The sequence below is a fragment of the Rudaea sp. genome (genome assembly GCF_036560865.1).
Taxonomy (GTDB): Bacteria; Pseudomonadota; Gammaproteobacteria; order Xanthomonadales; family Rhodanobacteraceae; genus Rudaea.
In genome coordinates, this window is the sequence record NZ_DATBQK010000003.1 from 74,226 (window position 1) to 89,988 (window position 15,763).

Here is a 15,763-nt window from a genome sequence, read left to right on the forward strand (position 1 = left end):
CGCCGGCGGTTATTCCTCGTCGGTGCCTTCGTTGATTCCTTCGAACAGGATCGTCGTCAGATAGCGCTCGCCGGTATCCGGCAGCATCGCCAGAATCACATCGCCCGGCTTGGCCTGCTTGGCGACTTCGAGTGCTGCAGCGAACGTGCCGCCCGAGGAAATGCCGCAGAAAATGCCTTCGCTCTTCGCCAGCGCGCGCGCGGTGTCGCGCGCGAGCATCTCGTCGACCGGAACGATCTGATGCGGCACGTTGCGGTTGAGCACAGCCGGAACGAAGTCGGGCGTCCAGCCCTGGATCTTGTGCGGCTTCCACTCATGACCGGACACGAGCGCGGCGGTCGCCGGTTCGGTCAGCACGATTTTCACGTCGGGCCGCGCGAGGCGGATGATTTCGCCGGCACCGGTCAGCGTGCCGCCCGTGCCCCAGCCGGTGACAAACCAGTCCAGGCGCTTGCCCGCAAAGTCCTGCACGATTTCCGGGCCGGTGGTGTTGCGGTGATACGAGGGATTCGCCTCGTTCTCGAACTGCCGCGCGAGGAAGGCGCCATGCTTGTCGGCGTATTCCTTGGCGCGCTTGACCATGCCGGCGCCACGCTCCGCAGCGGCCGTCAGGATCACTTTCGCGCCGAATGCACGCATGAGTTTGCGCCGCTCGACCGAGAAGGTTTCCGTCATGAAGGCGACGAACGGATAACCCTTGACCGCGCACACCATCGCGAGCGCGATGCCGGTATTGCCCGAGGTGGCCTCGACCACAGTCTGGCCGGGCTTGAGCGCGCCGCGGGCTTCGGCGTCGAGGATGATGCCGATCGCGAGGCGGTCTTTCACCGAGGACATCGGATTGAACGCCTCGACCTTGACGTACATTTCCACGCCCGCGGGTGCGAGACGATTGATGCGCACGATCGGCGTGCGACCGATGGTTTCCAGAATGCTGTTGTAGATCATGGCTGGCTCCGCTTGAGGCGAGACGCGGGGATGTCTCGCGTTGATGTCGCTGGGCTTTCAATAATAGTCCCGTTCAGGATGTCTGGCCGAGCGCCTTGAGAATAAACAAATAAACATCGGTAATCTCGTCGATCTGCATTGAGGTTGGCTTGCCCTGACCGTGCCCGGCACGGGTTTCGATGCGGATCAGCGCGGGTCTGCCGTGCGGGTCGGCGGCCTGCAGCGTGGCGGCGAACTTGAAGCTGTGCGCCGGGAATACGCGGTCGTCGTGATCGCCGGTCAGGATCAGGGTCGCCGGATAGTCGATGCCAGACTTGACGTTGTGCAGTGGCGAATAGGCGTACAGCGCCTTGAATTCGTCGGCATCGTCGACCGAACCGTAGTCCGATTCCCAGGCCTTGCCGATCGTGAAGTCGCGGAAGCGCAGCATGTCGAGCACGCCGACCTGCGGGATCGCCGCGGCGAACAGGTCGGGGCGCTGCAGTTCGACCGCGGCGACGAGCAGACCGCCGTTGGAGCCGCCACGAATCACCAGCTTCTGCTCAGAAGTAACCTTCTCCTTGATCAAGCACTCGGCTGCGCCGATAAAGTCGTCGAACACATTCTGCTTGTGCGTCTTGATTCCGGCCTCGTGCCAATCGCGGCCGTATTCGCCGCCGCCGCGCAGATTCGCCACCGCGTAGACGCCGCCCAGATCGAGCCATGTGGCGACCGCAGGAGAAAACGCGGGCTGTACGGGAATATTGAAGCCACCGTAGCCGTAGAGAATCGTTGAATTAGCGCCGTTGTGAGCCATGCCTTTCTTCGCGGTGATAAACATCGGTACGCGCGTGCCATCGCGGCTGGTGTAGAAAATCTGCTGCGTTTCGTACTGCGCCGGATCGAAGGCGACCTTGGGCGTACGCAACACGCCGCCGTGAAACAGCGATAGGTCATAGCGATAGACGCTGGGCGGCGTCGTATAACTGGAAAATGTATAAAAAGTCTCCGCATCGTCCGTGCGTCCGCTGAAGCCCGAGGCCGTGCCGATGCCGGGCAGGGCGATCTCGCCGAGCGCCGCACCCTTTTCGTCGAACAGACGCACCTCGCTGTGCGCATCCTTCATGTAGGTGGCGACGATCTTGTGATTGACGATGCGCGCGCTTTGCAGGGTGTCCTTGCCTTCCGCGACGATCTCTTTCCAGTGTGCCTTGTCCGGATTATTGAGGTCGATCGCCACGATGCGATAGCGTGGCGCGTCGAGATCGGTCAGGAAATACAGCACGTTCTTGGAGTTGCCGAGAAATTCGTAACTCGCGTTCCAGTCGCCGATCAGCGTTTCGACTGGCGTCAGCACGTGCTTCCTGGGCTGTTTCTGCGCACGCTTGCCGCCGACCTTCGGTCCTGGCCCCTGCGCTGTGGTTATCCGCGGCGCCTTCGGCTGCTTCTCCTCGTGGCGCTTGGCCAGATCGCGATAGAGCACGAGATTCTTCGGTTCGGTGCTGCGGTTCACGCTGATCACGAGCCAGTGGCCGTCGTCGCTGACCTCGCCGTTGAAGCGCCAGTCGGGCTGGTCCTTGTCCTCGTGAAACAGCTCATCGTCCGCCTGATCGTCGCCTAGTCGATGAAAGTACAGTTTCTGAAATTTGTTCGCGGCCTTGAGCGCCTCTGCTTTGGGTTCGTCGTAGCAGCTGTAGAAGAAGCCGGTGCCGTCGCGACGCCAGCTCGCGGTCGAAAACTTGACCCACTTGAGCACGTCGCCGGTCGCCTTGCCGGTGTCGACGTCGAGCACATGCCATTCTTCCCAGTCCGAGCCGCCAGAGGACAGGCCGTAGGCCAGGTATTTGCCATCCTCGCTGATCGAATAACTCTTCAGGGCCACGGTGCCGTCGGCGGACAACGCGTTCGGATCGAGCAGCACGCGCGGCGTGGCGTCGAGCGCATCGGCGACGTAGAGCACGGCCTGATTCTGCAACCCGTCGTTGCGCGTGTAGAAATACTTGCCGCCGCGCAGTTGCGGCGGGCTGTAGCGTTCGAAATTCCACAGTTCAGTCAGGCGCTGCTTGAGCCGGTCGCGACCGGGGATCTGTGCGAGATACGCGGACGAGAGCTTGTTCTCGGCTTCGATCCACGCGCGTGTATCCGGCGCATCGATCGTCTCCAGCCAGCGATAGGGATCGGCGACTTGGGTGCCGTGGTAGTTGTCGACCTGCGATCCCTTTTTTGCGACGGGATAAGTGAGTGTGTTGGTCGAGTCCGCTGCAGCTGCCGGTCCGATGAGCCCAGATGCGGCGATCAAGACTGCACAGGCGAGCGAAAGAAGTGCAGGATGACGCATTCCAAACTCCGGAGGCTGTATTGAGTACTGAGGGAATCAGGTAATTTCTTGCTCGTCATTCCCCGCCGGAATGACAGATGATTGCCGGCTGCGCCTAAACGTCAATCGCCGCTGATGAACTTCGGTCCCTTGCCCGCGGTTTTCTCGTATACGCCGTTGCCGGCGCGGCGGTACTGGGTGAAGCCTTTCTTCTCGACGTTGCTTTCCTTGAGCACATGCGCATTGCCGATCGCGACTCCCGCTGCGCTGAGCACGCGTTGCACCGGCGCACCGCATTGCGGGCAGGCGGTCAATTCCGCTTCGTCGAGCTTCTGCCGCAGATCGAAATGCGCTGTGCAATAGGCGCAACCTTGGGCAACGGCGGCGTATTCGTAGATGGGCATGGAGCGAATCTTATTCGATGCGGCGTTTAAAAAAGATAAAACCAAAGCTATGGAGCCTCTGAATAAGCGTAGCGAGCGACGGCAGCTTGTGCGTCGCCGGAGCGCAGGAACCGGAGTTTACGGAGAAGTAAATGAGGATTCCGAGCACCGCCGGCGCGCAAGATGTCTAGCGCAGTAGCTTATTCAGAGGCTCGCTACGCAGCCGCGCCGGTTTGCGCCTGCCAGGCATCGCTCATCGTCTTCCAGCGGTTGACGATGTCGCAGAACAGCAGGGCCGTGCGCTCGGCGTCGTACACCGCCGAGTGCGCCTCGCTCTCGTTCCAGTCGAAACCCGCTGCCTGCACCGCGCGGCTCAGCACCGTCTGGCCGTAGGCGAGTCCGCCGAGCGTTGCGGTGTCGAAACAACTGAACAGGTGAAACGGGCTGCGCTTGTATCCGGTGCGGCGGATCGCGGCATTGAGGAAGCCCAGATCGAACGAGGCGTTGTGGCCGACCAGCACGGCACGCTGGCATTCGGCGTCGCGCAGCGCCTTGCGGATCGGCTTGAAGATCAGTTCGAGCGCTTCGCGTTCCTCAACGGCGCCGCGAAACGGATGGGTCGGATCGATACCGGTGATTTCGAGCGAGCGCGGGTCGATATTCGCGCCGGGAAACGGTACGACATGCGTGGACACGACCGGATCGGGATGCACCAGACCCGCCTCATCCATGCGCACGATCACGGCGGCGATTTCCAGCAGCGCATCGCGTTCGTTGTCGAAGCCGCCGGTTTCGACGTCGACGGCGACGGGCAGAAACCCGCGGAAACGTTCGGCGAATTTGATCGAGTGCGCGTTGCTGAGTGCGGGTGCGGCCATGCGTTGAGCATAACTGCCGCCGCCGTCGCTCACAACGTCGATGTGCGACTGTTCAATGCAGCGCAAGCAATTCGTTTCTGATCTCGCCATTCAAGTCGTCGAGGGTCTTCTCGATGCGCTGCGCGGAATCGCCCTGGCCGGTTTCGAGATCGCCCGCGCACTCCTTCCAGGTCGCGAACACGGTATCGGCGCGCTTCTGCACGGCCGGTGACACGAGCGGCGCCATATCGCGGATCAGGGTGGCCTTGCCCCAGCCTTCGATCCAGTTCATCTGACTGTGGTCGCCGCCGTAGTAGCGGTGCTGCATCACCTGCGCCAGTCCGCCGGCTTCCTCGATCAGCCGGAACGAGGCTTCGCGCACATTGCGATGCGCTTCCGTGGCCTGGTTGCGCCAGGTGTTGTAGCTCGTGCTGAACAGCGCGACCGTAAGACTGATCAAGGCGACGGCGTTGCGGCGCAGGTTTGTGCGCAGCGGTTCGACTTGTGCGGGAGCTTCTGGCTCAGGTGTGGACATGGCAACTCGCTACACGCGAGTGCCAAGTATCGCCTCGCGTGCTTTCAAGTCAACCAGCATCGAAACGCCGGCTGCGCGCAGGTCGTGCGCGACACCCGCGTCGAACTGGGCGAGCACGTCGTCCAGGCATTGTGTCCCGCTGCGGTCGGCATTCGCCTGCAGACGTTCGATCAGCATCGCGCTCAGCGCATTGATCTCGTGGAAACGCACCTGATCGTCGCGGCCACGCACCAGCAGCAACAGGGTCGGTTCGGCGGGTGCCTGGTCGGGACGGAATTCGGCACGGATATGTTGTACCGGGAAGCGATAGCCGAGCACACAGGCGAGAGGCGAAATCACGGGTACGCCGTTCACGGGATCGCCGTGCGGATCGTGGGGTACGGACGCGATGTCGGATTCGTCCAGCGACAGCGCCAGTTCCGCCCATTCGTAGTGCGCCAGTTCGACGAGGAACGGCGGATCGCCGCGCCCCTGCTCCTGGCGCGCTTCCAGATAGCGCAGGAACTCGCGGCCGAATTCGGGAAACAACGGCGTATGGCAACGATGCTCGCGCAGGAACTCGCGAGCGAGCGCATCCCATTGCGTATCATTGTATAAACTGCGAATAACTGGAAAATTGGAAGAAATAAAGCTTTCGATATTCGCAAACACGAGGTCGCGATAGATTCCCATGCGGCGGTCTTCGATGCCGTCAGGCGCGGGCGCATGCATCGGGTCGCGCAGGTGTGCGGTGAAGGCGTATTGCAGCCGCTGCGTCGTGCTGGATTCAGGCGCGGCGTGCATGTCGTTCTTCGCCGATACCGTGCCGCGCCTGGATCTCGCGGATATGGTCGAGTTCGCCGACCAGTTCGCCCAATGGCGGAAAACGAAAATCGCGTTCGAGCAGGGTCGGCAGCACGCCGCAGCGCGCATAGGCGTGATCGAGCAGATCCCAGACCGGATCGATCACCGCGGCTGCGTGGCTGTCGACGATCAGGTCGGGCGCCTCGTTGTAGTGGCCGGCGATATGGATGTAGGCGACACGTTCAGCCGGCAACGCATCGAGGAAGGCTTTCGCGTCGTAGCGGTGGTTCACGCTGTTGACGTAGATATTGTTCACGTCGAGCAGAAGTTCGCAGTCCGCCGCGGCCAGCACCGCGTTGGTGAAGTCGATCTCGCGCATCTGCTGACCCGGCGCGGCGTAGTAGGAGACGTTCTCCACCGCGATACGTCGGCCGAGAATATCCTGCGCGCGGCGAATGCGCGCTGCGACCCAGTCGACGGCTTCCTCGGTGAATGGAATCGGCAGCAGATCGTACAAATGCGCATCGTCCGCGCAGTACGACAGATGTTCGCTGTAGATGCGGATCTGATGTTCGTCGAGCAGGCGGCGAATCTTCCGCAGCAGGGTTTCGTCGAGCGCCGCGGGGCCGCCGAGCGATAGCGACAAACCATGACAGACGAACGGATAGCGCTCGGTGAAGGAACGGAAGATCTTGCCGAATTTTCCGCCGACATTGATCCAGTTTTCCGGCGCGGCTTCGAAAAAATCGATCGCCGCATCCGGAGAATCCTGCAGCGGACCCAGAAGGGCCCGCCGCAGGCCGAGTCCGGCGCCGTTCAAGGCGGGACGCTGCTGCATCCTAGTGGCTACTGCAGGAGCCTTCCTTGCCCTTCTTGTCGGCCGAGCAGGAACCTTCCTTGCCTTTCTTCTGTGTGTCGACGATGGCATGCATCGCGGCCAACTCGTTTGCTTCGAGCTTGCCGTCGCTGTCCTTGTCCCAGGCCTTGAACTGGCTCTCGCTGAAACCGTGCGCCATGGCTTCTTCCTTGGTCACGGCGGTTTCGCCGGGCTTGGCCATCTTGGCGACCGAGCATCTGCCTTCGCCGCATTTGCCTTCGCCGGCAACGGCGAGCGCATAGCCCGAGGTGAGGCTGGCGATGTGGAACGACGGATTCGCCGCGGCGATCTGGGCGAGTGAGAGCGAGCCGATCAGAGTGCTGCCGATGGCGATTGCGAGGGGTTTGACGATTTTGTTCGACATGAGATTTTCTCCGTGGTTGAAAAAGCGGGATTTGGTCCCGCACAGGATTGCCGCCGGGCGGCATTCTTTCATCCGGCCATATGGAAGTGACGTAAAGCATCTGTAGAACGCGGCACCTCCCCCGAGGCTAAGCCTTCACCGCTGTACCGCATTCAAAACCGGTACATCGGGAACACGCGCAATTACACGCGTTGCGGATATGACAGATATAGAGTGAAAAAGCTTACATCGATGCGACGAGCCGTTGGCGGTGTGCGCCAAGGCGTGCCTCACGGGCATGACCCAAGTCCGCAAACTCACACGAGATTAGTCCCGCGGACATTAATAATTCGTCTGCCGGGCTCATTCGGCTTTGTGTGCAGTGCAGCATTTCGCAATGAAACAAGTTGTGGTGCACTATCGATATAGTTATTTGACTATATCGATAACGGCCAATCATGCTTGCGGCCAGGTCCGCTCGAGGAATCAATAGATGATCAAGTTTTCACACCCGCTTCAGCGCATTCGCTGCAAAGGGAACAAGGCAAGCCTGCCGCTACGCTCTCTCGTGACCGCGGTGGCGTTGGGCTGCGTTTCGCTGTCCTCATTTGCGGCCGATGATCCCGCGCTGACTTGGAACGGCATCACCCTGTACGGCATCGTAGACGTTGCCGTGTCGCACGAGCAGCACGGCGCGCCGCTCAGCCAGGACTGGGCTCAGGGCGAGTTGTTTCTGATTTCGAAAGCGAGCAACAGGTCGATCACGACGATCACGCCGGGCGGCCTCAGCCAATCGCGCCTCGGACTGCGCGGCAAGGAAAAAGTCGCCGCCGACTTCGATTTCATCTTCAACGCCGAGATGGGATTCAATCCGATCTCCGGCAAGCTCGCCGACGGCCCGGCGTCGCTGATCAACAACAACGGCGTGGCGCAGACCAGCCAGAAATCCGGCTCGGATTCGTCGCGCGCAGGCCAACTGTTCAACGGCGTCGCCTATGCGGGGTTCAGCTCGAAGCAGCTGGGTACGCTGACGGTCGGACGCAACAGCACCTTCCTGCTCGACAACATCGGCAAATTCGATCCGATGAACAGCTCCTACGCGTTCTCGCTGATCGGCTACTCGGGCATCGCGAGCGGCGGTGGCAATACCGAAAACGCGCGGCTCGACGATACGCTGAAGTATCTCTACAAGTACGAACTGTTCCATGTTGGTGCGCTGTATCAGTTCGGCAAGTCGGACAGCAGCCCGGGCGAGGCGTGGCAGGGCAATGTCGGCATCGACTACCAAGGTTTGTCGATCGACAGCGTTTATGCGCACAAGAAGGATTCGATTTCGCTCGCGTCGTTGAACGCCACGCAGATAAAGACGCTGCCGCAAGATTCGTTGTCGGCGACGATCTCGGACAACACGTCCTACACGTTGAGCGCGGCCTATACGGCGGGGCCGTTCAAGGTGTCGGGTGGTTACGAGCACATCAAGTTCGAAAACCCATCGCTGCCCGTCGCCGCCGGATTCTCCGGCCTCGGCGGTTACTACATCAGCGCAACCAACAACACCGCGTTTGCGCATCCTAAGGTGTTCGAAGTGTCGTGGATCGGCCTGAAATATCTGATCACACCCAAGCTCGACGTTTCCGGCGCCTACTACCATTACGAGCAGAATGCGTACGGCGCAACCAAGTGCTCGATCAAGGCCGCGGCAAACTGCAGCGGCAACGAGAACGTGTTTTCGCTGCGCCTCGACTATCGCCTGACGAAGCGTGTCGATGTCTATGCGGGCGCAGCCTATTCGAAGGTGTCGGACGGCCTCTCGAACGGATTCTTGTTCACGTCCAATGTCGATCCAACGGTCGGCGTTCGCTTCCAGTTCTGATCGAGCTTCGTAAAAGGGGCCGGGTCTATCCTGACCTTTTCCTTGGGTATCCGCGATGCGGATGGATCAGTGCAGGTCTCTACGTGCGAAATTTCGAGCACATGGTACCTGCGGGCAAGGCGTGCCCGAGAGCGATGCAATATTTCTTCAATATTTCTTACATCAAATTGCAACCTCCTGGCGTCAAGCTGCGCGCCCTGACGCTTTAACGATTTCTTGGCGACGGCCCCGGGGTCGGGCTGTCCGTCAGTTTTTCAAACCTCGTAGGAGTATTGCAATGCGCCAGAATCTTATCGCGGCGGCACTCGTCGTCGCGCTCGGTGGTTTCTCCGCCGCCGCTCACGCGGACGTCAACACCGTTGCCGGCGGCGTCCTGTTCATCGATTTCACCCATCTGGATCAGACCGCGTTAGGCAAGGACACGGCCGCGGCTGGCACCGGCCTCGATGTGAAACGTGGCTATCTCACGATCGATCACAAGTTCGACGATTTCTGGTCGGCCAACATCACGACCGATTTCAACTATGTCAGCGCCGATTCCGAAACGCAGCTGTTCATCAAGAAGGCATGGCTGCAGGCGAAGTGGTTGAACGAATTCGCGGTGCGCATCGGTTCGGACGACCAACCTTGGATCGGGTTCGTCGACGGACTTTCGGGTTTGCGCTACGTCGAGAATTCGCTCGTCGACAAATCGGGCTTCGGCAATTCCGCTGATTGGGGTATCCACGTTCTCGGCACCGGTGCCGGCAATTTCTGGAACTACAACGCCGCAGTGACCAACGGTGCCGGCTACAAGAACCCGACCCGTTCCAACTCGGTCGACTTCGAAGGCCGCGTCGGCATCCAGCCGCTGCCGGGTCTGATGCTCGCGGTTGGTGGATACAGCGGTGAATTGGGCAAGGACGTGGCAAATCTCGCATCGACGTCGGACACGCGCACGTTCACGCGCTTCGACGCGGTTGCCGCGTACAACACGTCCGACTTGCGCCTCGGCGCCGAGTACTTTTCCGCGTCGAACAACAAGAACAACATCGTCTATACGGCAGCGACGGGATCGCCGCTGAAGGACTCGTCGGAAGGATATTCCGCGTGGGGCTGGTTCTCCTTCACCAAGGACTGGGCCGTATTCGCCCGTTACGATCATACCGAGCCGAATCAGGACACCGTACCGTCGCTGAAAGAGCAGTATGAGTACCTGGGTTTGGAATTCGTGCCGCGCAAAGGCATCAAGATTGCCGGCGTGTACAAACACGATACGCTCAAGAACGCTCTCAGCACGACCAACACGAAGAGCGATGAAATCGGTCTCTGGGCCGAAGTGAAGTTCTAAGCCAAGGCAGGCGACGGACGGGCAAGAAAAAACGGCGGACTTCGGTCCGCCGTTTTGCTTTTGTCCCGCGTCAGCTGCGAATGCGCGAACCGCTGGATCTGCGATCGCTATTTCGGTGAGACGGGCACGACGTGGGCGATATCGTTGTGGCCTTCGAGCGTGAGGCGCCAGCCGCCGATGATCCCCCCCTGCTCGATAGTCACGCGCGGGTGGCTAGCGTCGTGCGCGTAGACGGTATCGTCGTCGCGCACTTCCCAGTGCTGCCCATTCTCAAGCGTCAGGATCGTACCCTGGTGCCAGCCGTTGAAATCGTCGGCGAGGCGGCTGACGATCTGTGGTGGCGTGGCTTCGGACGCCTGCGGCGTTGACGACGGGTACGCGACGGCCGCGACGCTGCTGCTCCCCGAGCCGTGGTTGCGCAACCACTCGTTGAGGCCGCGCAATTGCTCCGGCGCCAGCTTGTCCAGCCCGTATTCCGTGAATTCCTTGTACGACATGCGCTCTTCGAGCGAGGAAAAGCCGCCGCCTGCCGCAAAAGCGGTCGTGCAAAGACAGGCGGCGAGCAGAACGGCAAGAGGGGTCTTGCGATGACGAGCTATGTGCATGGGCTTCTCCAGCGCAGCGGTAACAAAACCGCAAGCCTAGGCGCCGCGCATGACGTCTCGGTTACAGAAGCGGCTACTCAGGTCAGCCCAGGACGGCGGCCATGGCCGCGACCGGCGTGAACAGGATCACGCTGTAGCCGCGGTAGGCCACGAACATCAGAAAGGCCGGTGCGGCAAGACAATGATCCCCACTGAATCCCAGGGCCTGTGCGGACAAAATAGAATCTCGGCAAGCTAGTACCTAAGTCCAATAGGTGCGCGGCCTGCTAACTGCGATTCTGCGCACCAAAATGCACAGGAAGAGGGCTCCGGTGGTTGATTCCATGATCGTGTTGCAACGCAAGCAGCATCGGTATCGGATAGTCGGTAAAGTAACTATCAGAATGAATTTCTAACATGCGTGCTTCGCACAGACTGCCTTGCGTCATGGAACGATCGCAGCAGGAAGATCATCGCCGCATCACATACCAAGTCCAACATCCCACCCCGAGGTGAAATTCATGAATAACTCTCCAAATAGAAAGTCGATGCTTGCGATGGCCGTTGTTGCCGGCATCGCCGGCGCGAGCCTTGCCAACGTCGCGAAAGCCGCCGACGACACCAGTCTTACCTGGAACGGTATTACGCTTTACGGTGCCATTGACGTCGGTGTGGCGTATCAGAACCACGGCACACCGTATACGGACTCGTGGTATCCCGGTGCGGAATGGCTGATTTCGAAGAACAGCAACAAATCCGTTTCGGGCATCGTCTCCAACCCAATGACCCAGTCGCGCATCGGTGCGCGCGCGAAAGAGGCGCTCAACGACGAGTTCTCTTTCATCGCCAATGTCGAGATAGGTTTCCAGCCGACATCGGGCGCACTCTCTGATGCCCCCAAGAGTCTTATCGGGAACAACGGTGTCGCTCTCGCCAACCAGAAGTCGGGAGGCGACGGCAGTCTTGCCGGACAGGTGTTCGCCCGCGGTGCAAACGCTGGCTTCAGTTCGAAGGATTACGGAACGCTCACGTTAGGGCGCCAGAATGCGGTGTCCCTCGACAACATCGTCAAGTACGATCCGATGAATGGCTCGTACGCGCTGTCGATCATCGGTTACTCCGGCGTGGCCGGCGGCTTTGGCGACACGGAAGATGCGCGCCTGGACGAGTCCGTGAAGTACACCTACAAGTACGACATGTTCCATCTCGCTGCGCTGTATCAGTTCGGCAAGACCAATTCGAGCCCCGGCGAAGCCTGGCAGATCGGGGGTGGTTTCGACTACGCTGGTTTCTCGGTCGACGCGTTGTACGGAAAGAAGAAGGACGCTCTTTCGTTGGGGTCTCTCAGCGCTGCGCAGGTTGCAACGGCTGGCGTTCCGTTTGATTCTCTTGCCGCAACGGTCTCCGACAACGAGGGCTACCAGTTGCTGGCTGCGTACACCAACGGTCCCTGGAAGGCTTCCGGTGGTTTCGAGCGGATCGACTACTCGAACCCATCGCTGGCTGTAGCCCCCGGTTTCGCTGGACTTGGTGGCTACTGGGTAAGCTTCACGAACAATGCTGCGTTCTTTAGCGACAAGATCCTCAAGATTTCCTGGCTCGGCGTGAAGTACAACATCACGAAGGATCTGGACGTTACTGGCGCGTGGTACCACTACGACCAGAACTCTTATGGCAAGGTAAGCTGCTCGAACAACAGCCTCGGCACCTGCAGCGGTGACGAGGACGTTTGGTCGGCACGTGTCGATTACCGCCTGACCAAGCGCTTCGACGTATATGCGGGAGCGCAGACTTCGAAGGTATCTAACGGTCTTTCAAACGGTTTCCTGAACAAGTCGACTTTCGCGACTGTGGCGGGGGCCCGCTTCCAGTTCTAAAGATTCCCTGCGGGATACACAAAGGCCAGGGTCGGCCATGGATCGCAAAGGCCGGGCTTGTCCCGGCCTTTGTTTTTTCGTACGGCTAGTGCGCGTCCGGCATCGTGAACTGCGCACGTCGTGCTGAAAAAGCGCGGCGCGCTCCAGCGTCTCAGTGGGCTACCGGCATGGTGAACTGCGCGCCTTTGGCGATACTGTCCGGCCAGCGCTGCATCACGCTCTTGTAGCGCGTGTAGAAGCGCACGCCTTCCTCGCCGTAGATGTGGTGGTCGCCGAACAGCGAGCGCTTCCAGCCGCCGAACGAATGCCAGGCCATGGGTACTGGTATCGGCACGTTGACGCCGACCATGCCGACCTTGATCTGGCGCGCGAACGCGCGCGCGACGCCGCCGTCCGAGGTGTAGCACGACACACCGTTGCCGAATTCGTGGGCGTTGATCAGTTCGACCGCGCTGGCGAAATCGGGTACGCGCACGATGCTGAGCACCGGCCCGAAAATTTCTTCGCGATAAATCTTCATGTCGGGTGTCACGTCATCGAACAGGCAGCCGCCGATGAAGAAACCCTCTTCGAGTCCGGCGACGCTGTGGCCGCGCCCATCGACGAGCAATGTCGCACCTTCGGCGACACCGGACTCGATATAGCCGGTGACTTTTTCGCGATGTACGCCGGTAACCAATGGACCCATTTCGACGCCGGCGTCAAGGCCGTTGCCGATCTTGAGCGCCTTCACGCGCGGCACGAGTTTCGCGATCAGCTTTTCGGCGACATCACCGACCGCGACCGCGACCGAGATCGCCATGCAGCGCTCGCCGGCCGAACCGTACCCGGCGCCGATCAACGCGTCGGTGGCCTGTTCGAGGTCGGCGTCGGGCATGACGATGAGATGATTCTTTGCACCGCCAAGCGCCTGCACGCGTTTACCTCGCGCGCTGGCTTGTGCATAAATATACTCCGCAATCGGGGTCGAGCCGACAAACGACAGCGCCTCGACATCGGGATGCGCGATCAACGCGTCGACCGCGATCTTGTCGCCGTGCACGACGTTGAACACGCCATCCGGCAGGCCTGCCTGCTTGAGCAGTTTGGCGAGCAGGTTCGACGCCGACGGATCGCGTTCGGACGGCTTGAGTACGAAGGTGTTGCCGCAGGCGAGCGCGATCGGCACCATCCACAGGGGCACCATGAATGGGAAGTTGAACGGGGTGATGCCGGCGACGACGCCAAGCGGTTGGCGCAGGCTGAAGTTGTCGATGCCGCCGCCGATCTGGTCGCTGTATTGGCCCTTGAGCAGCTGTGGCGCCGCGCAGGCGAACTCGACGACTTCGATGCCGCGCGTGACCTCGCCCATCGCGTCCGACAGCACTTTGCCGTGCTCGCGCGTGAGCAACTCGGCGAATTCGTTCTTGTGCGCGTCGAGCAATGCCTTGAATGCGAACAGCACGCGTGCGCGCCGCAGCGGTGGAGTTTCGCTCCAGGCGGGAAATGCCGCGCGCGCCGCCGCGACCGCGCTGTTCACTTCTTCGGTGCTGGCCAGCGCGACCTTTGCGGCGACGCTGCCGTGCGCGGGATCGAAGACATCGCCAGAACGTCCACTCATGCCGGCGATTTCGTGGCCGTTGATGAAGTGATTGACGCGTCTCGTCTCGATTCCGCGCGTTTTCAGTTCGGGCGATTGGATATTCATGGCTGACCTGTTTGTCGTCTGACGCTCGTTGGACTTTCTATGATGCGCTCTTGTGCCGGTACTCGCAAAGATCGCGGATCACGCACTGCGGACAGTCGGGCTTGCGTGCCTTGCACACGTAGCGTCCGTGCAGGATCAACCAGTGATGCGCATCCTGTTTGAACTCGTCCGGCACGACTTTTTCGAGTTTGTCCTCGACCGCGCGCACGGTCTTGCCCTTGGCCAGGCCGATGCGATTGGCGACGCGGAAGATATGCGTATCGACCGCGATCGTGGGCACGCCGAATGCCGTATTGAGCACCACATTCGCGGTCTTGCGGCCGACACCGGGCAGCGCTTCGAGCGCTGCGCGCGTGCGCGGCACCGCGCCGCCGTACTGTTCGACCAGCATGCGACAAGTTGCGATAACGTTCTTCGCCTTCGCATTGAAAAGTCCAATGCTGGAAATGTAACTTTTCAGTTTCTCCTCACCGAGCGCAAGTATCGCCTGCGCCGTGCCTGCGACCGGAAAGAGTCTTTTCGTCGCCTTGTTGACGCCGACATCGGTAGCCTGCGCCGACAGGATCACGGCGATCAGCAATTGAAATGGCGTGGCGTATTCGAGCTCGCTCGTCGGTTTCGGATTCACCTCGCGCAGACGCACGAAGATCTCATGCCGTGTGGCTGCGTTCATGGGTTGACCGACCCGGATTTCTTCGCCTTGGCGCGCGCGATCGCATCGAGCACTGCGCTGCGCGCGCCGGGTGCGCCGTGCACTTCGGCTTTTCTCGCGGCAAGGATGGCGTTGCGCTCCGCACGCTCGCGCGCGAGTCGCGTTTCGCGCGCCTCATAGCGGCGGCGGTATTGAGTTGCGCGCGTCATTGAGGTCTCGCCGCAAGCATCCGTCCCTGCAGCCGCTTCCGTTCGGACTCCCAGTCGCGCATTCAGTCGGCTGTCGCCGATTTCGACCATCGCAATGCAGTCGACCGGGCAGGCCGGGATACACAACTCGCAACCGCTGCATTCCTGTTCGAGGATCGTGTGCATCATCTTCGACGCGCCCACGATCGCATCGACCGGACAGACCAGGATGCACTTGGTGCAGCCGATGCAGGCTTCCTCGTCGATCATCGCGATTTCCGCGGGCTTCTCGATGCCATGCACGGGATTGAGCGGCTTGGTTTCGCGTCCGAGCAGGGCGGCGAGTTCGGCTATGCCAGCCGCGCCACCGGGCGGGCACTGATCGATATCCGCTGCGTCGCACGCGATCGCCTGCGCGTAGGCGAGGCAGGCCGGATAGCCGCAGCGCGTGCACTGGGTTTGCGGCAGCAACGCGTCGATGCGTTGCGCAAGTAAATCCGTTACTGGACCTATATCAGGTGGCATGCGGCGATTTTCTCAGGTTTCCACG

16 protein-coding genes are annotated in these 15,763 nt (G+C 60.8%); 3 read left to right on the plus strand and 13 right to left on the minus strand.

Translation table 11 applies throughout. The annotated features are described in order from the left end of the window. Window positions 1–9: 9 nt before the first annotated feature. The 8 genes from cysK to VIE67_RS00455 all read right to left on the minus strand — a co-directional run bounded on the left by cysK (window position 10) and on the right by VIE67_RS00455 (window position 7,043). Complete coding sequence (gene cysK / locus VIE67_RS00420) at window positions 10–948, minus strand: cysteine synthase A (RefSeq protein ID WP_332022243.1); 939 nt, start codon at window positions 946–948, stop codon at window positions 10–12. 73 nt (window positions 949–1,021) lie between these two features. Next, window positions 1,022–3,265 carry a prolyl oligopeptidase family serine peptidase gene (locus VIE67_RS00425; protein WP_332022244.1) on the minus strand — a complete coding sequence of 748 codons (2,244 nt, stop codon included), beginning with the start codon at window positions 3,263–3,265 and terminating at the stop codon, window positions 1,022–1,024. Between the two features lie 101 nt (window positions 3,266–3,366). Further along, window positions 3,367–3,648: an FmdB family zinc ribbon protein gene (locus VIE67_RS00430; protein ID WP_332022245.1), complete on the minus strand. Its 282-nt coding sequence runs from the start codon at window positions 3,646–3,648 to the stop codon at window positions 3,367–3,369. A gap of 194 nt (window positions 3,649–3,842) precedes the next feature. Beyond that, window positions 3,843–4,505, minus strand: coding sequence for a ribonuclease T (gene rnt / locus VIE67_RS00435; protein ID WP_332022246.1), 663 nt, complete (start codon window positions 4,503–4,505; stop codon window positions 3,843–3,845). A gap of 52 nt (window positions 4,506–4,557) precedes the next feature. Next, complete coding sequence (locus VIE67_RS00440; RefSeq protein ID WP_332022247.1) at window positions 4,558–5,019, minus strand: hypothetical protein; 462 nt, start codon at window positions 5,017–5,019, stop codon at window positions 4,558–4,560. Window positions 5,020–5,028: 9 nt separating this feature from the next. Then, window positions 5,029–5,802, minus strand: coding sequence for an HvfC family RiPP maturation protein (locus VIE67_RS00445; protein ID WP_332022248.1), 774 nt, complete (start codon window positions 5,800–5,802; stop codon window positions 5,029–5,031). Beyond that, window positions 5,786–6,640 (minus strand): HvfB family MNIO-type RiPP peptide maturase, encoded by an 855-nt coding sequence (locus tag VIE67_RS00450; RefSeq protein WP_332022249.1) that lies wholly within the window; start codon window positions 6,638–6,640, stop codon window positions 5,786–5,788. Before VIE67_RS00450 ends, VIE67_RS00445 begins: the two co-directional genes overlap by 17 nt. Window position 6,641: 1 nt before the next feature. Beyond that, a complete protein-coding gene (locus VIE67_RS00455) occupies window positions 6,642–7,043 on the minus strand; it encodes a hypothetical protein (protein WP_332022250.1) in 402 nt (133 codons plus the stop codon). Window positions 7,044–7,515: 472 nt separating this feature from the next. Between VIE67_RS00455 and VIE67_RS00460 the strand changes: the two genes are divergently transcribed. Together VIE67_RS00460 and VIE67_RS00465 are read left to right on the plus strand one after the other, a co-directional pair. Further along, complete coding sequence (locus VIE67_RS00460; protein WP_332022251.1) at window positions 7,516–8,895, plus strand: porin; 1,380 nt, start codon at window positions 7,516–7,518, stop codon at window positions 8,893–8,895. A gap of 277 nt (window positions 8,896–9,172) precedes the next feature. Then, the gene (locus tag VIE67_RS00465) at window positions 9,173–10,225 is read left to right on the plus strand and encodes a putative porin (protein WP_332022252.1); all 1,053 of its coding nucleotides are present in this window, start codon (window positions 9,173–9,175) and stop codon (window positions 10,223–10,225) included. 107 nt (window positions 10,226–10,332) lie between these two features. On the opposite strand, the gene VIE67_RS00470 is transcribed toward VIE67_RS00465, so the two are convergent. After that, window positions 10,333–10,830: a hypothetical protein gene (locus VIE67_RS00470; RefSeq protein ID WP_332022253.1), complete on the minus strand. Its 498-nt coding sequence runs from the start codon at window positions 10,828–10,830 to the stop codon at window positions 10,333–10,335. An 82-nt stretch (window positions 10,831–10,912) separates the two neighbouring features. Continuing rightward, the gene (locus tag VIE67_RS00475; RefSeq protein WP_332022254.1) at window positions 10,913–11,047 is read right to left on the minus strand and encodes a hypothetical protein; all 135 of its coding nucleotides are present in this window, start codon (window positions 11,045–11,047) and stop codon (window positions 10,913–10,915) included. A 283-nt stretch (window positions 11,048–11,330) separates the two neighbouring features. Here VIE67_RS00475 and VIE67_RS00480 point away from each other — a divergent pair, with 283 nt between their 5' ends. Then, window positions 11,331–12,686 (plus strand): porin, encoded by a 1,356-nt coding sequence (locus tag VIE67_RS00480; protein ID WP_332022255.1) that lies wholly within the window; start codon window positions 11,331–11,333, stop codon window positions 12,684–12,686. Between the two features lie 151 nt (window positions 12,687–12,837). Here the strand turns inward: VIE67_RS00480 and VIE67_RS00485 are convergent, their stop codons facing one another. The 3 genes from VIE67_RS00485 to VIE67_RS00495 are packed head-to-tail and all read right to left on the minus strand — an operon-like array spanning window position 12,838 to window position 15,738. Next, the gene (locus VIE67_RS00485) at window positions 12,838–14,373 is read right to left on the minus strand and encodes a CoA-acylating methylmalonate-semialdehyde dehydrogenase (protein ID WP_332022256.1); all 1,536 of its coding nucleotides are present in this window, start codon (window positions 14,371–14,373) and stop codon (window positions 12,838–12,840) included. Between the two features lie 37 nt (window positions 14,374–14,410). Next, entirely contained in the window at window positions 14,411–15,046 is a 636-nt protein-coding gene (nth, locus tag VIE67_RS00490) for an endonuclease III (RefSeq protein ID WP_332022257.1), read from the minus strand. Next, window positions 15,043–15,738 carry an RnfABCDGE type electron transport complex subunit B gene (locus VIE67_RS00495; RefSeq protein WP_332022258.1) on the minus strand — a complete coding sequence of 232 codons (696 nt, stop codon included), beginning with the start codon at window positions 15,736–15,738 and terminating at the stop codon, window positions 15,043–15,045. Before VIE67_RS00495 ends, nth begins: the two co-directional genes overlap by 4 nt. Window positions 15,739–15,763 lie beyond the last annotated feature (25 nt).